At 61.0% G+C, this 18725-nt stretch carries 14 protein-coding genes; 11 read left to right on the top strand and 3 right to left on the bottom strand.

What is annotated here, in order from left to right; all coding sequences use genetic code 11:
- The first annotated feature begins 61 nt into the window (after positions 1-61).
- The 8 genes from KTAU_RS21525 to KTAU_RS08270 all read left to right on the top strand — a co-directional run bounded on the left by KTAU_RS21525 (position 62) and on the right by KTAU_RS08270 (position 8498).
- Complete coding sequence (locus KTAU_RS21525; protein ID WP_170293153.1) at positions 62-223, top strand: hypothetical protein; 162 nt, start codon at positions 62-64, stop codon at positions 221-223.
- A gap of 50 nt (positions 224-273) precedes the next feature.
- Positions 274-1176, top strand: coding sequence for a hypothetical protein (locus KTAU_RS08240; RefSeq protein WP_151727931.1), 903 nt, complete (start codon positions 274-276; stop codon positions 1174-1176).
- Positions 1177-1760: 584 nt separating this feature from the next.
- Positions 1761-2624, top strand: coding sequence for an AAA family ATPase (locus KTAU_RS08245; protein ID WP_151728215.1), 864 nt, complete (start codon positions 1761-1763; stop codon positions 2622-2624).
- Positions 2625-2636: 12 nt separating this feature from the next.
- Positions 2637-4085 carry a vWA domain-containing protein gene (locus KTAU_RS08250; protein ID WP_228026363.1) on the top strand — a complete coding sequence of 483 codons (1449 nt, stop codon included), beginning with the start codon at positions 2637-2639 and terminating at the stop codon, positions 4083-4085.
- Between the two features lie 105 nt (positions 4086-4190).
- A complete protein-coding gene (locus tag KTAU_RS08255) occupies positions 4191-4508 on the top strand; it encodes an XdhC family protein (protein WP_052889841.1) in 318 nt (105 codons plus the stop codon).
- Between the two features lie 73 nt (positions 4509-4581).
- Positions 4582-5349, top strand: coding sequence for an XdhC family protein (locus KTAU_RS08260; RefSeq protein WP_151727932.1), 768 nt, complete (start codon positions 4582-4584; stop codon positions 5347-5349).
- Between the two features lie 140 nt (positions 5350-5489).
- Positions 5490-6758 carry an LCP family protein gene (locus tag KTAU_RS08265; protein ID WP_151727933.1) on the top strand — a complete coding sequence of 423 codons (1269 nt, stop codon included), beginning with the start codon at positions 5490-5492 and terminating at the stop codon, positions 6756-6758.
- Between the two features lie 276 nt (positions 6759-7034).
- The gene (locus tag KTAU_RS08270; protein WP_170293154.1) at positions 7035-8498 is read left to right on the top strand and encodes a serine/threonine protein kinase; all 1464 of its coding nucleotides are present in this window, start codon (positions 7035-7037) and stop codon (positions 8496-8498) included.
- A gap of 87 nt (positions 8499-8585) precedes the next feature.
- Here KTAU_RS08270 and KTAU_RS08275 read toward each other — a convergent pair whose 3' ends face one another.
- On the bottom strand, positions 8586-9674 hold the full coding sequence (locus KTAU_RS08275; RefSeq protein WP_151727935.1) for a homoserine dehydrogenase: 1089 nt from the start codon (positions 9672-9674) through the stop codon (positions 8586-8588).
- 207 nt (positions 9675-9881) lie between these two features.
- Positions 9882-12218 (bottom strand): murein biosynthesis integral membrane protein MurJ, encoded by a 2337-nt coding sequence (gene murJ / locus KTAU_RS08280; protein WP_151727936.1) that lies wholly within the window; start codon positions 12216-12218, stop codon positions 9882-9884.
- 402 nt (positions 12219-12620) lie between these two features.
- Here murJ and KTAU_RS08285 point away from each other — a divergent pair, with 402 nt between their 5' ends.
- Complete coding sequence (locus KTAU_RS08285) at positions 12621-13895, top strand: mannose-1-phosphate guanylyltransferase (RefSeq protein WP_151727937.1); 1275 nt, start codon at positions 12621-12623, stop codon at positions 13893-13895.
- 94 nt (positions 13896-13989) lie between these two features.
- Here the strand turns inward: KTAU_RS08285 and KTAU_RS08290 are convergent, their stop codons facing one another.
- The gene (locus tag KTAU_RS08290) at positions 13990-14469 is read right to left on the bottom strand and encodes a hypothetical protein (protein WP_151727938.1); all 480 of its coding nucleotides are present in this window, start codon (positions 14467-14469) and stop codon (positions 13990-13992) included.
- A gap of 231 nt (positions 14470-14700) precedes the next feature.
- Here KTAU_RS08290 and ggt point away from each other — a divergent pair, with 231 nt between their 5' ends.
- Together ggt and pepF are read left to right on the top strand one after the other, a co-directional pair.
- Entirely contained in the window at positions 14701-16368 is a 1668-nt protein-coding gene (gene ggt, locus KTAU_RS08295; RefSeq protein WP_151727939.1) for a gamma-glutamyltransferase, read from the top strand.
- A gap of 465 nt (positions 16369-16833) precedes the next feature.
- Positions 16834-18633 (top strand): oligoendopeptidase F, encoded by a 1800-nt coding sequence (gene pepF, locus KTAU_RS08300; RefSeq protein ID WP_151727940.1) that lies wholly within the window; start codon positions 16834-16836, stop codon positions 18631-18633.
- The last annotated feature ends 92 nt before the right edge of the window (positions 18634-18725 follow it).

An 18725-nucleotide genomic window follows, 5' to 3' on the forward strand; every position in this document is an offset into this window, starting at 1 on the left:
ATTCTCTACCTCGCACTGATCCATCTGTATCCAGATCTCGATCAGGTGCCGGCAGCGTGGCATGGGGCATATGAGCTGGAGTCCGCTAGCCCTCAGCCCTCGCAAGTCGAGCAACGCGCTCCTGATTGAGCAGGTGAGTCGGGTGTTATTGCCACAGATGCGCGAGCGCTATGCTGCCGGTCAGCGCCTCTCCTTTGGCCCTATCTTGGCCCTATCGAGGTAGACCAGGAGAGGCTGCACTGCCAGGGCTATCAGAGTATCCGCTGGGCCGATGTGGTCGATGTTCGTCTGGCGGACGATTGGTTCTTCCTCTACTATGATGGCAAATGGCGCACCTACCCACCAGCCTGGTTCGCATTCAGCCCCCAGGCATACAAAAAGGAGCAGCCCAAGACTCCCGCCAAGCGCCCCAATCTGCCGCTGCTGGTGCAATTGATCCGGGAGGAGATACTGACTCAGAGCGAGGCAAGCCAACTGCCGACTACGCCCCGCGAGCCAGAAGCAGAGCCGGAGCTGGACACGGACAGTGTACTGGTGATGCCACTGGCAGTTGCACTGCAGAGAGAGTCCCGCCAGATTCAGCGAGTGGCAGCTGCTCACGCCTGGCAAAAGCGCCATCGCCTCCATATTACTGTGCTCGTGGTAATCTTAGTTTCTCCTTTTGTACTGACAGGCGGGCTGATCCTGGGCCTGGTCATCTATCAGCAGCAGCACGAGGCCGCCCTGCGCGCCCAGGTCAGCGCCCTGGTTCATCAGCGCTACTATACTGTCGCTCCCGGCGAGCAGTGCGCCAGCGGCCCGGGTCGCTGGTCAAACGATCCTCCACCCTCGATCTTTCAGTGCCTTGACGAGGGCCTGGAGATCATCCAGCCCGATACCTCCCAGGAGGCGGGCACTTTCCTCTCTTCTGATCCAGGGGACTATGACCATGTTGGCCTGACCGGCGACTTCTTCCCCGCTCACTACCAGATGCAGGTCAACGTGACCTTCGGAGAAGATCCTAACGATGTCTGCGCCTCGCTGTGGGTGCACGTCCAAAAGAATGAAAGGCATCAGGAATTTGATATCTGTGCCACTGGCGACTGGCTCGAAGGGCACTGCGATGCCTATTGCGAGCATTTCACTCTGCTCGCCCGGGGAGTGCTACCAGATCCCCAGATCCCGCCCCCTTCCTGATTGTCGGTATAGAAGCGCTGCCTGACGAGCAGCGGCTTTTCGTCGACGGCTCACTTATCACAACGATCTTCGACAGCATGTATCAGCGCACCGACTCGCTGGCTGTGCTGGTCTACAATGGGACACCTGACTCAAAGCATGAGGTCAGCGCCACGTTTGCGGACTTCAGCTATACTCCTTTGTCATCGCCCGACTAACCCTTGCGACGAAGCAAGGGCCTTCCCACGGTTCCCAGCAAGCTGGCTCCGACTGGCCAGCTTGCTGCCAAGGCTCTTCCTTGACGCTGCCTCCCTTCGCAACGTACAATAAGATGTACCGCAACAGCGACCCGGCGCCTGCCTGTTCACTGGCATACCGTTCGCTATGTACTGTTCGCCATACTGCGCCAGACCACGCCAGGCCGGTGAACAGCGGTGCCCTCTGATCAGTTGCCCGCCCGTCGGTCACGCCGCGCGCCTGCCTATCTGCACGGCTCCATAGGCGGCATCAGAGGCTGATCGTTTGCTTATGGGAGGCTCTCGTTGAACCAGGAACAGCAGTCACTGGCTCTTCCCTTTTCATCGATCGAGGATGTGCAACGGGCAATGTTTGCCCGACGCTATGTTGCTGATCGCAGTTTGGCGACAGCGGTGTTCCTGGCCCTCAAGCGCCGCAAACCGCTGCTGCTTGAAGGCGAGCCGGGCGTCGGCAAAACCGAGGTGGCCAAAGTCTTGGCCGATCTGCTGGAGACACGCCTGATCCGCCTGCAGTGCTATGAAGGGATCGACATCAGCACAGCGGTCTATGAGTGGAACTATACGCGCCAGATGCTCTATATCCGCCTGATGGAGGCCAGTGGGGCCACGCGCCAGGAGGAGCTGAAGGAGATCTTCGGCCCCGACTTCTTGATTAAGCGCCCCTTGCTCCAGGCCATCGATCCCGCCAACGCCAAGGCCCCAGTCCTCCTCATCGACGAGCTGGACCGCAGCGATGAGGAGTTCGAAGCCTACTTGCTGGAGCTGCTCTCGGATTTCCAGATCACTATTCCTGAGATCGGTACGATCGCGGCCAAAGAGCCGCCGATTGTGGTGATTACTTCGAACCGCACGCGTGAGATTCACGATGCGCTGCGGCGGCGGTGCCTCTACTATTGGATCGACTATCCAACGCTGGAGAAGGAATATTCGATTGTGCTAACGCGTATGCCGGAGGCACCCGAGCGCCTGGCCAAGCAGGTCTGCGCCTTCGTGCGCGAACTACGCGCGCTCGATCTGTTTAAGGCCCCCGGCGTCGCTGAAACACTGGATTGGATCGCTTCGCTGCTGGCTCTCAATCAGCTGGAACTGGTCGAGGGAACGGTACGTGATACGCTCGGCGCGCTGCTGAAGTATCAGGACGATGTGCTCAAGGTGGGCGGGAGCAATAACCTCGGCAAGCTGATTGAGAAGGCACGCAGCGTCAGCTCGTGATCGCAGGTGTCTATGGATGCCCACAACTTCGAGCGCCTTGACGATCCCTTGCTCTTCGCCTGGGACAGGATGGGCCCGTCTCCCTTCTCGCTCGAACCCGGACAAGACGGCCTCCGCCAGCCCGTAGCTGCTTCCAGCGCTGCAGCTGCCCTGACGACCCCGCTCTCTCCCCGCGAGCTGGAACGCGGCGAGCGCTTGCTCTATCGCCTGACCGAATTTGGCCACCTCCTCTGGGAGTCAGGGATCGAGGTCGGCCCTCAGCAGCTGCTCGATCTGGCAGAGACGCTCAACGAAATCGATATTACGAATCCAGGCGACTTCTATTATACTCTGAAATGCTCACTCCTGAATCGGCACGAGCAGGAGCTGCTCTTCGATCAGCTGTTCAATTACTACTGGCTGACTCGCGATCGCCAGAATCGCCCGCCTGACCCCGGTTCGACCCGGCGCGATGATCGCCAGATCCGCTTGCCGCCCTCGGAGCGGAAGCGGCTGGCCGAGCACCTGAACGCCGACAATCAGCAGCGCGAGTTGCGTGTAGGCGAGCGGGAGAGCGAGCGGAGGCGCCTGTCAGACGAGGAGGCGGGCGAGCAGGAGGATGAGCAGGCTCCTCCCCAGGGTACAGCCTACAGCGCCCTGGAGCTGCTGCGCAAGAAGGATTTTGAATCGTTCACCTGGGAGGAGGTTCAGGAGGCCAAGCGCCTGATGGCCGAGATGCGCTGGAACCTCGGCCTGCGCCCGACGCGCCGCAAGCGCCCAGTGCGCAAGGGCGATTATCCTGATATGCGCCGCATTGTGCGACGCAATCTGAAGTACGGGGCGGAGCTGCTGGAGCTAACCTGGCGCGAGAACAAACTGAAGCCGCGCCCTCTGGTAATTATCTGCGACATCAGCGGCTCGATGAGCCTCTACTCACGCCTGCTGCTGCACTTCATCCACACAATCTCAAACGGGCTGCTGAACGTCGAGGCCTTCGTCTTCGGCACGCGCCTGACGCGCATCACACGTCAGCTGAAACGGCGTGACGTCGACGACGCGGTACGCGAGGTCTCGCGTACGGTTCAGGACTGGTCGGGCGGCACACGCATCGGCGAGGCACTGCATACTTTTAACCAGCAGTGGGCCAGGCGTGTTCTGGGTCGCGGCGCGGTGGTGCTGATCATTAGCGACGGCTGGGATCGCGGCGATGCTAACTTGCTGCGCGCCGAGATGGACCGCCTGCAGCATAGTTGCCACCGCCTGATCTGGCTCAATCCTTTGCTCGGCTCGCCCGACTATCGCCCACTGACAATCGGCATGAAGACGGCCCTACCCTACATCGACGACTTCCTGCCGGCCCACAATCTCGATAGCCTGATCAAACTGGGCAAGCTACTTGAGCGGATTGATGATCGGCGCCCACTACGCACGCCCACAGCCCGCCGCGAGGCGGTCCAAGCCTGGAACCGCCTCACTTCCTGAGCAGGACATACTCCCCTCAGTGGTCCGCTCACTCGGCAAAACGTGGCGCGAGCAGTGCGGGCGCCATACTGGATGCTGTCGAGCCTTTTTGCGGAGGTGTTCCCTATGCGCGATATTCTGCCGGATGTTGAGCGCTGGCGGGCACGCGGCGAGCGCGTGGCCGTGGCTACGGTTGTCTCGGTGGCCGGTTCCGCTCCCCGCCGGCCTGGGGCCAAGCTGGCCGTCAGCGAGAAAGGGGAGATCAGCGGCTCCGTCAGCGGTGGCTGCGTGGAGCCGGCAGTGATCGAAACAGCGCTGCAGGTGATCAAGGACGGCAAGCCCCAAATGCTGGAGTTCGGCATCAGCGAGGAGGAGAATTTCGAACAGATCGGCCTCGCCTGCGGCGGGACGATCCATGTCTTTGTCGAGCGCCTCGACTGGTAGTGGACCGCTTAGCGAGCGGGATTGAGGCGAACTGAGGCCTCTCCCGCTACGCCAGCGCAGGAGATGGTCTCTGATGAGTGCTCTCTACGAGGAACTAAAACAGCAACTGGCGCAGGAGCGTGGTGTGGCCCTGGCCACCCTGGTACGCTCCTCTTCTGGCCAGGGAATCGGCGCGAAGCTCCTGGTCTTTCCCGATAAGAGCTTTCATGGCTCTTTCGGCCTGCCGGAGCTGGAGGCGCGTGTTGTTGAAGATGCCGAGCAGGCGATCTGGATCGGAGAGCCAGGCACGCGGCTCTATACCTTGCATGAACAGACCTTCGAGGTCTTTATCGAAGGCTTTCCTCCTCCCCCACGCTTAATTATCGTCGGCGCCGGCCATATCGCTATCCCTTTGACAACCTTCGCGCGAACGCTGGGTTACCGCGTGGTGGTGATCGACGCTCGCGCTGCCTTTGCGACACGCGAGCGTTTCCCCCATGCCGACGAGCTGATCGTGGCCTGGCCCGACGAGGTTTTGGCCAGGATGGATCTCAATCCGTCAACGGCGGTCGCCATTCTGACCCACGACCCCAAGTTCGATGAGCCATCCCTTAAGGTGGTTCTCTCGCGCCAGGTCGGCTACGTCGGAGCCATCGGCAGCCGCAAGACTAGCCAGGAGCGCAATGAGCGCCTCAAGCAGCAAGGGCTGACCGACGAGCAGCTGAGCCGTATCCATGCTCCGATCGGGCTGAACATCGGGGCCAAAACTCCCGAGGAGATGGCCCTGGCGATTATGGCCGAGATCGTCGCCAGCCGCTACGGGAAAGATCGTACAGCCATTCTGGACTGGTCCCGCAAATAGAATTTGTAACTTCCCGGCGGTCGCTACGTTTCTATCAGAGAAAGGGGGTTTTGCCTGCTTCTCTGTAGGTAGGCTGTGCTGGGAGGAGGAAGGTGGCAGTGCTGTAACTACAGAAGCGCTAGTCTTGAGAAGGAAAGAATATGCCGGACTATCCCTATGATCCGCACGAAGATCTGACAGAGCCAGTACCTCCATCTGGCCCGCCTCCTGCCAGCGGCGGGCAGGGGAAGTTGATCATAGGTAACTTTCACAACTCAGCAGGGAACCAGACGCAAGGCAGGCGTCAGCTACCACCGGGCTATCAGGGCTATCAAGCCTATCGCGGGGGAGTTTCTACTCCGTCGCGTCGACCAGGAGCCGAGCCTTATCCGAGGAGCTACCCCGCGACCGCGACTCCTGCGCTTCGCTCGCGCCGCTCGTTCCTGCGCCGGCGCGGCTGCGCCATCGGCTGCCTCTCTCTGCTGCTGGTAGTTGTCCTGCTCGCCGGCTTCTCTGTCTACGTGCTCCAGCGCGTGCTGGCCTTTGGCTCGGCCATCTCAACGCAGGCCCCGCTGAGCACACAAACAGGCTTTATGAGCACGTCAGATCGTGTCAATCTGCTGGTCCTGGGTTTCGGCGGCGGTGACCATCCCGGCGCTTACCTGACCGACTCGATGATGCTCATGAGCCTCATTCCCTCGACTCAACATACGACGCTCATCTCAATCCCGCGCGATCTCTGGGTCCAGGTGCCTTCCGGCTCCGGTCACTACGGCAAGATCAATAGTGTTTACGAGGTGGCCTCGAACAACAATAAGGACCCTGTGGCCGGTGGCAACGCCGCAGCCCAGAAGGTCTCGTTGATCACTGGCCTCGATGTCAAATACTGGATGACGATCGACTTCGACGGCTTCCGCGAGCTGATCAACGCTATCGGCGGCATCGATGTCTATGTCCCCGATTCGTTTACCGCCCTCTATCCCAAGAACGATGACCCAAATATCGATGCGAGCTGGATCAAGGTGCATTTCTCAAAGGGAATGCAGCATATGGACGGCGAGACGGCGATCCGCTACGCCCGTGCCCGCGAGTCGCTGGACAATCCCGCTGAGGGCACCGATTTCGCTCGCTCTGCCCGCCAGATGATTATCATTAAAGCGGTGATCAGCAAGGTGAAGCAGTGGTCAACCTGGCCTCACCTCTTCGACGCGATGGACGCCCTGAAGCAGACCATCTATACGAATATGTCCCTGACCGACCTCGGCCTCTTCTCCTTGAAGATGGACCTCAATCAGGCCCATCGTATTGGTCTGAGCAACCAGAATGTGCTGGTCGACTCACAGTCAGCGGACGGACAGTACATTCTGCTGCCGGCAAACAATAACTGGCAGCTCATTATTGACTACATTCGCAAAAATCTCTATAACTAGAGAGAGCACCATTTGCTGAGGCATGAGGAGCAGCTACGGGGAAGCATTCTGTGGCTGCTCCTCCCAAGGCAGGTTCAGGCGAGCCAGGCAAAAAAATAGGCAGAGCAGTGGATAAGAGCGTTTCCTCAATGGCCACTCTCCTCCGCCTCCACCGGCGCAACTGAGCAGAAAAGGCCAGACAGTGCAATGCTCCATGTCAGTCAGCCCGGCGCGCATAGCATGAGGGGAGGGAGGGAGCTACTGCGGCGAAGAGCAAAGCAGAAGGGACATAAGGGGATGACACAACAGTTTTCTCGCCTGGTCGCCGGCGTCTATCGCATTGGGCAAGTCTTTACCCGGGCAGGTTCCACCGTCACCAGCTGCACAGCCTATAATCGAAACACGAACGATGTCGTGGGCCTGCATCTGATCGCCCTACCGCCGCCGACCGCAGCTTCTGCTCCTCAACAGTTGCAGAATCTCTTTGCACTGCTAGAGCGGCGTCGCCAGGTGCAGTCACCGGCAGTGCTACACCTCCATACCTGGGGCATCGACGGGCCGTGGCTCTATTTAGTGACCGACCCGCCGCGTGGCGTGAGCCTGCGCTACCTGATGGACCACGAGCATATCGATCTGCAACGCGCGCTGCAGATCGTACGCCAGATCCTGAAGGGTGCCGAAGCCCTAGAAGCCCAGGGCTTTGTGGGGTTGGATCTTCGTCCTTCTTTGATTACGGTGCAGGTCATTGAGTTCCGCGACTATGTGCAGATCGATGACCTCGGCCTGCGCCTGCTGGTCAACACTCTCGGTCTGGGGGGCAGCCAGCAGCCCGACGACATGGCTTTCTTTGATCCGCGCTATCTAGCGCCCGAGGAGATTCAGGGACTGCCTCCAGGCCCCTGGAGCGACGTCTACCACGCCGGCCTGCTGCTCTTCGAGCTGGTGACCGGTCGCCCGCCTTTCGTAGGACGCACTATTGCAGAAACCGCCTTTCTGCAGACGAGCACGCCTCTCCCGAGCCTGGAGCTATACCACCACAATACGCCAAATGTGGTGCAGGCACTCCTAGAGCATGCTCTGGCCAAGCAGCCGGCCCAACGCTTTGCCTCAGTGCAGGCTTTCCTGAATGCGCTCAACGGCATTCAGATGCCGCCCCCACCCGAGCGTGTACCAGCCTTCGGAGAGGTCACTCTGCTGGCATCGACTGAGCAGCCGCCCTCTTCGACGGTTACTCGTGAGATCGCGGCGATAGGGACGACCAGCGACCTCACCCTGGCCCAAACCTTGATTCAAGCTCCCCAGAGAGAGGCCGCCAGTACCCCAACCTCGCCCGAGGCCGGTCCTGGCAGCGAGCACGCCGAGGAGAGCGTGTTGGCCTATCTCTGTTTTGAAGGGGGCGAACGTCCGCTGCGCCTGCCGATCAGAGGGCGCAATGTTGTGGTCGGGCGGGCTGATCCGCGCCGCCACCTCTATCCAGATATCGATCTGACACCCCTGGACCCCAATATGGTGGTCTCGCGCCAACACGCTCGTATCCACTTTGAAGAGACCTTCTTCTACATCGAGGATCTGAAGAGCCATAACGGAACCTGGCTGGGCGGGCTGCGGCTGAAGCCGCTCAAGGCCGAGCTCCTACAACACGGCGACCGGCTGCGCTTCGGTTCGCTCGAATGCATCTTCCGGGTGCCAGGTCAGCCCGACCCGCCGCGGCCCGGTGCCGGTGCCGGGCCCGAGCCACAAGCCAAGTCCCCACCTAACTAAACCGAACCAGCCCGGCAGCCAGAGAGCGGAGACGGGGTCTCTCACAGCAGACTACGCTCAGAGCAGGTGGCCTGGTCCGCCAGGTCATTACGTTTGAGCGCGAGCGATGGCCAGCAGATCAGCAAGCAGGCCCTGGGCTGTCTGGCGGCGGCCTGCCCCGGGGCCAATCACTGTGACAGAGTCAAGGGTGTCGCACTCAACAGTGAGGGCATTCATGACACCATCAACACGCGCCAGGGGATGCTCCAGTGGCAGGGCCACTGGTTCCACTCGTGCCTCGACAGGCAGCGCTGGCATCTGACCGGAGGGAGAGGTGGCGCTGACCTCCACTCCCTCGCGCAGGCGCAAGGAGGCCACCAGCTTGATGCGGCGTCCCTGGGCCTGCGCGGCGCGGACCTCCTCCTGCGTCACGCCGGCGATACCGCGTCGCTGCACCTGTTCGGCCCGTAGTGGCAGTCCGAAGACCAGCGCAGCCAGAATCAAAGTCTTGGCCAGGGCATCATAGCCTTCCACGTCCGCGCTGGGATCAGCCTCCGCATAGCCGAGGCGCTGCGCCTCCAGCAGCGCCTCACTGTAGTCGCGTCCCTGGCTCATGGCCGTCAAGATATAGTTGGTTGTCCCATTGAGGATGCCCGAGAGGGCGCGAATACGGGCACCGGCTAGACCCTCAAGGAGCGTGCTCAGCACTGGTGTACCAGCCATGACTGTGGCCTCCATGCGCAGCTGGACCCCCTTGCGCGCGGCTAAAGCCAGCAACTCGTGGGCAGCCAGGGCCACCGGTCCCTTATTGGCAGTAATCACATGTATGCCCTGCTCCAGCGCCTGGCGGATATGGCTCAAGCCCGGTTCCCCATCGCGCAGGTTCGTCCCCGTCACCTCAACCAGCACATCGGCCCCAGTGGCCGCCAATCCCTCGCGCACCGTCGGCCAGCGCTTCACCCCCGTCGCCGCATAGGCTGTCAGCGGCTGACCACTGGCCGCGATCCTCAGCAGCTCCGCCTCATCCAGGCCCTCCGCGCGGGCCAGAAAGCCGGAGCGAGCCGTGGCCACCGCCACCAGACGGGCATCCAGACCATAGGCGGCTCGCAGCCAGTCTCGCTTCTCCATCAGCAGCTCGGCCAGCCCCTGGCCAACTGTGCCGAAGCCAATCAGGGCAAGGCGCAATTCCTTTACCATTGCAGTAATACCCTGTCAATCGTTATCGAAATGAGCTGAGTTGAGTTCCTCAGCGCGTTATCGTCGTTTGCGCCGGGTTGATCAGCTTACACCTCTCCCGCTCCTGGTCATGCGCCTCACCTCAACGAGACTGGTGAGCGAGCGCACCAGCGCCAGTCTGGGCGCAGGCAGCCAGCGGAGTAAACTGGGAGCAAGCAGGCAGATCAACTAGATCCAGGACAGCTTGAAGCGCGCCAACAAACGCCGCACAGGGCCAAGCAGTTCGATCTGCCCATCGATTTTTAGTAGACGCGCCGCCCGCAGATAGACCACGATGCCGACCGCCATTTCGATAAGCAGTTTCACCAGAGCCACCAGGACCTGAAGCAAGCCTCCATGCGTAATCATCGGGCGGGTCGGATCAGTTGTATTCAGCAAGAAATCCAGCAGCAGGCGGACCAGGAAGACCGCCAGGCCCATCGCGCCCGTCGCCACCAGCACCCGACTCAAGAACGTTCCCAGGTCGCGGGTAATCAGTCCGCCGATGCGCTGATGGATCAGGCAGAGGAGGACCGTGGCCTCCAGCAGACCGGCTACTGAGGTAGAGAGGGCCAAGGCCCCCATGCCCCAGGCCGCGCCCCACAAGCGGGCGAAGGCGTTGATCAACAAGAGACCCAGGGCAATCTTAAAGATAAACTGACCGACACTGACAATGACCGGCGTCGTACTATCGCGTAGAGCATAGAACGAGCGCGTCAGAATCTCTACAGCAGCCTGGCCAGCCAGACCAATGGCGAACATCGACAAAGGGATAGCCGTAATTTCGGCGCTCTCCAGGCCAAAAGCGCCGTGCTGATAGAGCGTCTGAATAATGGGCAGCGCCAGCACAATCAAGCCCAGGCTGGAAGGAATCGACAAGAAGAGGATGCCGCGCAAGGTCTCCATCACGATGCTGCGCGCTCGCTCCAGGCGCCCGCGCGCCACATACTCGGCGATCGTCGGGAAGGCCGCCGTGGAAATAGCCATGCCGAAGATGCCCAGCGGCAGCAGCATCAGCGAAAACCCGTAGTAGTAAGCTGTGATAAAGCCAAGGAGCGTCTGCTGCCCAAGCGAGCCAACGGCTACCAGTGTCCCCAGCAGCAGGATCAGGGCGCGGTCGACAAAGGTCGTCGTTGAGAGCATCGCGGCATTGATAATGCGCGGGATCATCTGGCGCCCGATTTGACGAACGCCGGGATGGCGCCAGTCAAAGGAGGGGCGGAAGTGCATGCCTACGCGCGGCAGCCCTGGAATCTGGATACCGACCTGGAGCAAGGCTCCCAGCACAACCCCAGCACTGGCGCAGTAGACGGCCACCATCGAATTGCGCTGACCGATTAGCGCCAGAAACATTCCTGGCAGCAGGCCCGCGATCAGCCCGACGTTATAGAGCACAGTCCCCAAGGCGTAGAGTGTAAAGTGCTGCTGCGCGTTCAGCACGGCGCTGACAATGACTCCACTGCCAAGAACCACCGCCTGGAAGAGCATGATACGCGTCAGCGCGATGATCAGGCTCAGCTCGCCCGGGCTGACATTGGGATTATACAGCGGTACAATCTGATTGGCAAAAATGAAGCCGATCAGAGCAATGATTAACATAATGGTCGTGGCCAGCGTCAGCGCCGTATTGGCGACATGCCAGGCCGTCTTCTCGTCGTGATCGCTGACCATGTAGCGCGTAAAGACGGGAATGAAGGCCGAGCTGAGGGCTCCGCCGGCCACAATATTAAAGATCGTATCAGGCAAGAGAAAAGCCTGATAGAAGGCACCAGAGGTCGGATCAGTTCCAAAGACCGCGGCAAACATCGAGGAGCGCAGCAGCCCCAGGACACGACTGGCCACGAAGGCACCAGTGAGAATGAAGGCCGCGTTGCGCACCTGCACTCGCCGGATCATCGCGGTATCCTGAGCCGGCTCCGAAGCAGGCTGCAAGGCGGGAGTCGAAGGCGCAGCGGCAGCAGACGCCACTGAGGCTGAGGCCGCTGGCCTGGCCACCGGCATCGGCTGCTCCTGCATCTGGAGCTGAGTCTGAGCCTGCCCCTGTCCCTGACTCAGACCACCACCGATCTCACCAGCCTGACCACTCAGCGCCGACGGGGAGAGAGGAGCCAGATCCCCCATGCGGCGCCTGAAAACCTTACGCTGAATCAAATCGCTCAGATCCGGCTGCTGCACACGACGCTGCTGCCGACGCAGACGCTCCTCACGCAACTGCTGTAAACGCGCCTGGCGCAAAGCCGGCAACGGCTGCGATGGCTGCGGCACATTGGCATAGAGATACTCCATCCCCTGCCCATAGCCCAGCGAGCCGCCCATATCTGGTAGATGCTGCTCCTGATATAAGCGCCCCGACTGGGACCCTACCCTGCCACCAGAAGGCACCTGGGGAGGATAGACTGGCTGCTGCGGCGGGAGCGAGACAGGTGGCAGATTCGCGCCTGACTTCCCTGCGGCCCCTGCACCCAGTTGCTCCTGATCATACTGCCAGCCATAATAAGGACTTTGCTTGTTACTTTCTTCTGCCATCCAGGTGCTATTCCTCTTTTTCGTGGATCACATACTGTTTCTTCCTGACAGTCCTGCCGTCGTTCTCATGCGGCTTCTTTTAGAGAATAACAGGTTGGGCAGACAAGTCAAGCCCTTGAACTGAGCAGTAGCGGGAACTTCCCCCAAATGGGGGAAGCTTCTTCTCTCTCCGACCCCGCAGGCTCTCGTGGTAGAATTGTCCCCGGTGAGTCGTGTCTTTCTTGAGAGCGTACTCGTTCTGTTGCTATGATAGGACATCTCCCTGAGCGAGCAAGCAGATGGTGGCGGTTAGAGGTGGCTTGGTGGCAAGCAAGCTAGCTCTCTCGCCTCTTGCTTTTTTGTCGCTTGCATCGGCAAAAACCATTGTGCATGGGCACCATTCTGACCAACCGAGGTAGATAGATGGAAGACTTACACGCTGTCATCCTGGCGGGCGGCAGCGGGACACGACTCTGGCCGCTGAGTACCCCCGAGTTCCCCAAGCAGTTCCTGCCTCTCCCGGGAGGCCGCAGCATGATTCAAGAGACGCTGGCACGAGTGACGACCCTGGTGCCGCCAGAACGGATCTGGGTGGTGACTGGACGAGCTTTCAGCGAGCTGGTGCGCCAGCACCTGCCAGAGGTGCTTCCCAGGCAGATCCTGGAGGAGCCTGTCGGGCGCAATACGGCTCCCGCTATTACCTGGGCAGCTTCCCTGCTGGCCCGTCGCTCCCCTCGGGCCGTGATGGCGGTCTTTCCCGCTGATCATGTGATCACGAAGCTGGAGCCATTCCAGCGGGCGATCCGCTTCGGCTATCAGCTTGCTCAACGTGGCTACCTGGTAACGTGGGGCATCCGACCCACCGAGCCAGCCACCGGCTACGGCTATATCCGCTTCGCTTCCCCAGTGGCCGACGGCTACGGTCACCAGGCGTTCAGCGTGGAGCAGTTCGTCGAAAAGCCTGATCTGGCGACTGCACAGCGCTATCTCCAGGATGGACATTACGTCTGGAACAGCGGCATGTTTATCTGGCAGGCCGCCACGATCCTGGCAGAGGTCCGCACCCATCTGCCGGCTCTGGCGGAGCAGCTGACCCGCATCGTGGAGGCAATGGGCACCCCCGCCGAGCGACCGCTGTTAGAGGAACTCTGGCCTTCGTTGATCTCTATTTCTATCGACTACGGCGTGCTGGAGAAAACCGATCGGCTGGTGGTCATCCCGGTCGATATTGGCTGGAGCGATGTGGGAAACTGGGAGCAGTACGGAGCGCTCTACGATGCCGATGGCAATGGTCTGCGCGGCATCGGCCACCACTTCGCTCTCGGCAGCCAGAATGTCTTTGTCTACAATACGACGCAGCGGGAAATCTATACGGTCGGCCTGGAGGATGTGATCGTGGTGGCCCTGGAGGATAAGACTCTGATCTGCCATAAGAATCATGTGCAGCGTGTGCGCGAGCTAGCCGAAGCTCAGCTTCTTCAACGGTCAAGCACTACCGCTGCTCGCAACGGTCACCAGTCGGGACCAACGCCCGCCTCTGCGCCATCGCCCATGCCATCCTCGGCAGGCCAGAGCGCTTCCGCGCTCAGCTTCAACCTGGCGGCTGGTGATCCCCCAGCCATGACTCCCGAGGGACCAGCGTCAGGGAGAGACCCGGAGCCGGGTGGCTCCGCCGAACAGAGCCAACCGACTATCTGATCCGGCAGCTTCCCCCGCGGTCTCTTCATCTCGCTCAGCCGCTCCTATCTCAGGGCGGGGCTTCAGGTACGTCTGCCTGGACTACCCCGCCCTTTCAGTCGCGTCGCTCGCCATACTCACGGTAGCGATAGCCACGATAATAGCGATGGCGATGACGCCAGTGACGGTAGGTCGCGAGATGCCAGATGGTGAGCAGGACCGCCCCGCCGATGATGGCCTGGGTGAGGGCAATCGGCTCGCCGAAAATGGTCACGTCGCTGCCGACGTGAAAAGGTAGAAGAACGGCGAGGAGGATGCCAATAAAGGCACAGAGGACGGCCCCAAGAATGCCATAGGGGAGACGCCAGCCGATGATCGTTTCAGCTACAATTCCCAGAAGCACAGCGATGACGAAATAAATTAAGTGGGCCAGGGTGACGGTGAAGAGTGGCTGGGCGGCAAGGGCGGCAAGCACTGCTACGGATAACACGGTAGCCTCCTGGATTAAGATGGCGCTCTTCAGCAGGCTCATGATACCGAGATAGGTCCGCTCCGTCAAGCCGCAGTCCTTTCTTTTGCCTTCCTCCGCTCTCAACGAGAGCCTGCCTCCTCCTCCCTCGCGCTATGCTATAATGGGTGGCGGACAAGGCGCTGACCAGGGTGCCTGGATCAGTCGCCTGGGGCTTTGTTCGCTCGCGCTCGTGCGTACGTTCGTTCCTGAAGTGAGGGTAAGCTCGCCTCGCCAACTACGCTGGCTGATTGATTGGCCAGCACAGAGATTCTGCCGGTTGACGAAGGCGTTCGGTGCGAAAGGCGATCTCCTGTCATGCTCTCCGACCAACCCATCTTTGGCTCACAGGCAATGGTCTCCTGCGCTCATTACCTGGCTACTCGGGCTGGTTTGCAGGTGCTGGAGCGCGGAGGGAATGCCGTTGATGCTGCAGTTGCAGCTAACGCAGCGATGACTGTCGTCTACCCGCCAACCTGCTCAGCGGGTGGAGATGTCTTTATGTTGATCTGGGAGGCGCGCAGCCGCCGGCTGCATGCGCTGAACGGCAGCGGGCGGGCGCCGCGTGCTCTGACGCCCGAGTATTTCGCTGCTCACTCGCTGCGCGAGATTCCGGCGATCGGCCCGCTCTCGATTACGGTTCCGGGGGCAGTCGATGGCTGGTTCGAGGCCCTGGAGCGCTTTGGCCGACTGCCGGTTGAGGAGGTCTTTGCGCCGGCAATTGCTTACGCCGAGGAGGGCTTCCCGGTCTCGCCCAAGCTGGCCGGCTGGCTGGAGCGCGCCGCTGAGACGGTGCTGCAGCGCTGGGAAGCGACAGCCCGCGTCTTTCTACCTGGGGGCCGTCCTCCAGGCTGCGGTGAGATCTTGCGCCAGCCTGACCTGGCCCGTACGTACCGTCTGCTCGCACGCGAGGGTCGTGAGGCTTTCTATCGTGGGCCTCTGGCGCGTACGCTCGTTGACTATGTGCAGCGCTGCGGCGGGGTGCTGAGCCTGGAGGATCTCCAGGCCCATCATTCGGATTGGGTAACGCCGCTGTCAACAACCTACCGCGGCTATGAGGTCTTTGAGTTTCCTCCCAATTCGCAGGGCCTGACGGTCCTGGAGATGCTCAATATTCTGGAGGGCTATGATCTGAAGGCGCTCGGCTATCAAAGTCCTGAGACGCTGCACCTGATGATCGAGGCCAAGAAGCTGGCCTTTGCCGATCGCGATCGCTATATCTCTGATCCGGCCTTTGTGGAGATTCCGGTGGAGCGCCTGCTGAGCAAGGCGTACGCGGAGCAGCTGCGGGCACGCATCAATCCAGAGCGTGCCTCCTTCCATGTCGAGGTCGAGAGCGAACCTGAGCGCGACGGCGATACGATGTATCTGTGCGTGGTTGATAGTGAGGGCAATGCCGTCTCGCTGATCCAGAGCCTTTTCTATAGCTGGGGCAGCGGGATCGTGGCCGGCGAGAGTGGCGTGCTGCTGCACAATCGCGGCTCCTATTTCTCTCTCAACCCGCGCCATGTGAATTATCTGCAACCAGGCAAGCGCACGATGCATACGCTGACGCCAGCGCTGGTGCTGCGCGACGGCGAGCCGTTCCTGGTGCTGGGCACGATGGGAGCGGATGCCCAGCCACAAATCCACGTGCAGCTGCTGACGGCGGTGATCGACTTCGGCTTGAATATTCAGCAGGCGATCAATGCGCCGCGCTGGCGCAGCGGCCTCCTGTGGCAGCAGGGCGGGCGCCGGCAGCTGCTGCAGGGGCAGCTGGGCGCTCACCCGCTGGGAGAGCGCGAGGCGAGCGAGGTGGTGGCCCTGGAGCAGCGCTTTCCCAATGCGGTAGCGCTGGGGCTGGAGATGCTGGGCCACCGGGTGGCAGTCTGGGGACCGTGGGAAGACGATATGGGCCATGCTCAGGCTATTCTGATCACACCCGATAACCATCTGCTCCAGGGCGCCGCAGATCCACGCTGCGATGGCTTAGCCCTCGGCTGGTAGCTTCTCTTTACCTGGCTGGCGCTGTCATGCTGGCTGGCTCGGCTTCGCTCTGTCCCACTCGGTTCGCCAGCGAGGCGGGCAACGGCTCTGCCGCGCTCGCCCTGCTAGCGAACCTTGTGCTCCTGGGACTTGCGCGAGCAGGTCGACAGCCGGCTTCTTCTGCAGTCGGCAAGCCTGGGTCTGCAGGGCAGGAGTGCACCCCCTGCTTTGCTATGCTGCTCTCGTGTCCGCACCCTGGGTCCCGACCCGAAGCGCCAGGGTGCCATCTTCTTTCTCTCGGCCAGATGCCTGGCTCAATCTCCCATGCCCTATCAAGATCAAGATCTGGCTCGCCTTCGCTACCCTGGCGCCTTGGCCCGGTCCAGTTCTGTTCTGCCCTCACGCTCGCCACTACGCGCGTGTGCCAATTTTCTGTTACAATGAGAACACTTTCTTGAGTTTATGGTTGCTTTTTGAGGAGGCGAGATGCTGCAAACCTGGAAGAAACGAAGCGACATTCCAAAAGAGTATACGTGGGATTTGGAGAGCATCTTTGCAACTGATGAGGCCTGGGAGCGCGAGTATCAGGAGCTACAGGGACTGCTGCCGGGCCTGGAAGCCCTCAAGGGGACACTGGCCCAGAGTGGCGAGGCTCTGCTGACCGTGCTGCGCCGACGCGATGAGTTCTTCGAACGGCTGGAGACGCTGCTGGTCTACGCCTCGATGCGCAAGGATGAGGATACCAGTAACAGCCACTACCAGGGAATGTACGATCGCGCCCTTCAGCTCTACGTGCGCGCGTCCACGGCGATCTCCTTTATCGAGCCGGAGATTCTGGCGGTGCCCCAGGAGAAGCTGGAGCGATATTTGCGGGAAACTCCCGGTCTATCGCTCTATGAGCATCAACTGCACGACCTCAATCGCCAGCGCCCGCATATTCGTTCCGCCGAGGTGGAGGCAGTGCTGGCCGCCGCCGGCGAGATGGCCGAGACGCCCGACGCCATCTTCACAATGATCGATAATGCCGATCTGCACCTGCCGACTATCCGCAATGAGCAGGGCGAGGAGGTGGAACTGACCAAGGGGAACTACCTGGTCTTTATCCGCAGCACGGATCGGCGCGTGCGTAAGGAGGCGTTCGAGGCACTGCACGGGACCTTCCTCAAGCAGCGCAATACGATCGCCGCCACCCTGGCCGGCCATATCAAGACGGATATGTTCTATACACGGCAGCGCGGCTATCGCTCGGGCCGCGAGCGGGCCCTGGCTCGCTATAACATTCCTGAGAGCGTCTACGATATGCTTATCGAGACGGTCAGCGAGGAGCTGCCGCTGCTGCATCGCTATCTGCGCTTGCGCAAGCGCATGCTCCAGCTCGATGAGCTGCATATGTACGATCTCTACGTGCCGATCGTCAAGGAGACGCTGCAGGAGATCTCCTACGAGCAGGCACGCGATACGATCACTACCGCCCTCGCTCCTCTGGGAGAAGAGTACGTCAGCGTGCTCAAGCAAGCCTTCAGTGAGCGCTGGATCGACGTCTTCGAGACGCCCGGCAAGCGCGGCGGTGCCTACAGCGGCGGTGCCTATCGGACACGCCCCTTCATCCTGCTCAACTTCCAGGGCAACCGCGATAGCATGTATACCCTGGCGCACGAGCTAGGGCACTCGCTGCACTCGTACTACACGCGCCGCCACCAGCCCTTCGTCTACGGGGACTACACGATCTTCGTGGCCGAGGTGGCTTCGACGTTGAATGAGACGCTGCTCACCGAGTACTTGCTTAAGACGACGGAGAGCCGTGAGGAGCGATTGGCGATTCTTAATCATTCGCTGGAGGACTTCCGCGGGACGCTCTACCGCCAGACGATGTTTGCCGAGTTCGAGCATCAGATTCACCAGCTGGCCGAACAGGGCGAGCCACTGACGGCGGATACGCTGAGCCGGCTCTACCACCGCCTCAATGAGAAGTACTATGGGGCCGAGGTGGTCATCGATGACTTGATCGATATCGAGTGGGCCCGTATTCCTCACTTTTATTACAACTTCTACGTGTATCAGTATGCAACTGGCATCTCGGCAGCCTGCGCGCTGGCTCAGCAGATTCTGGAACAGGGGGCACCGGCGGTTGAGCGCTATCTGCAGTTCTTGCGCTCCGGTTCCTCGGACTATAGCATCGAGCTGCTGCGACGGGCCGGGGTCGATATGACAACGCCGAAGCCGGTGCGCCAGGCGCTGCGCCTGTTCGAGACACACCTCACGCAGATGGAGGAGCTGATCGGCTAGGAGGGAGGACCAGGGATCTGGCCGGCTCGCGTCGCTGTGCTGCGCCTGGGCACCGCCAGGCCGCCCAGCACGGAGCCGCCAGACGGCGTACT

Source organism: Thermogemmatispora aurantia, from assembly GCF_008974285.1.
Lineage (GTDB): Bacteria > Chloroflexota > Ktedonobacteria > Ktedonobacterales > Ktedonobacteraceae > Thermogemmatispora > Thermogemmatispora aurantia.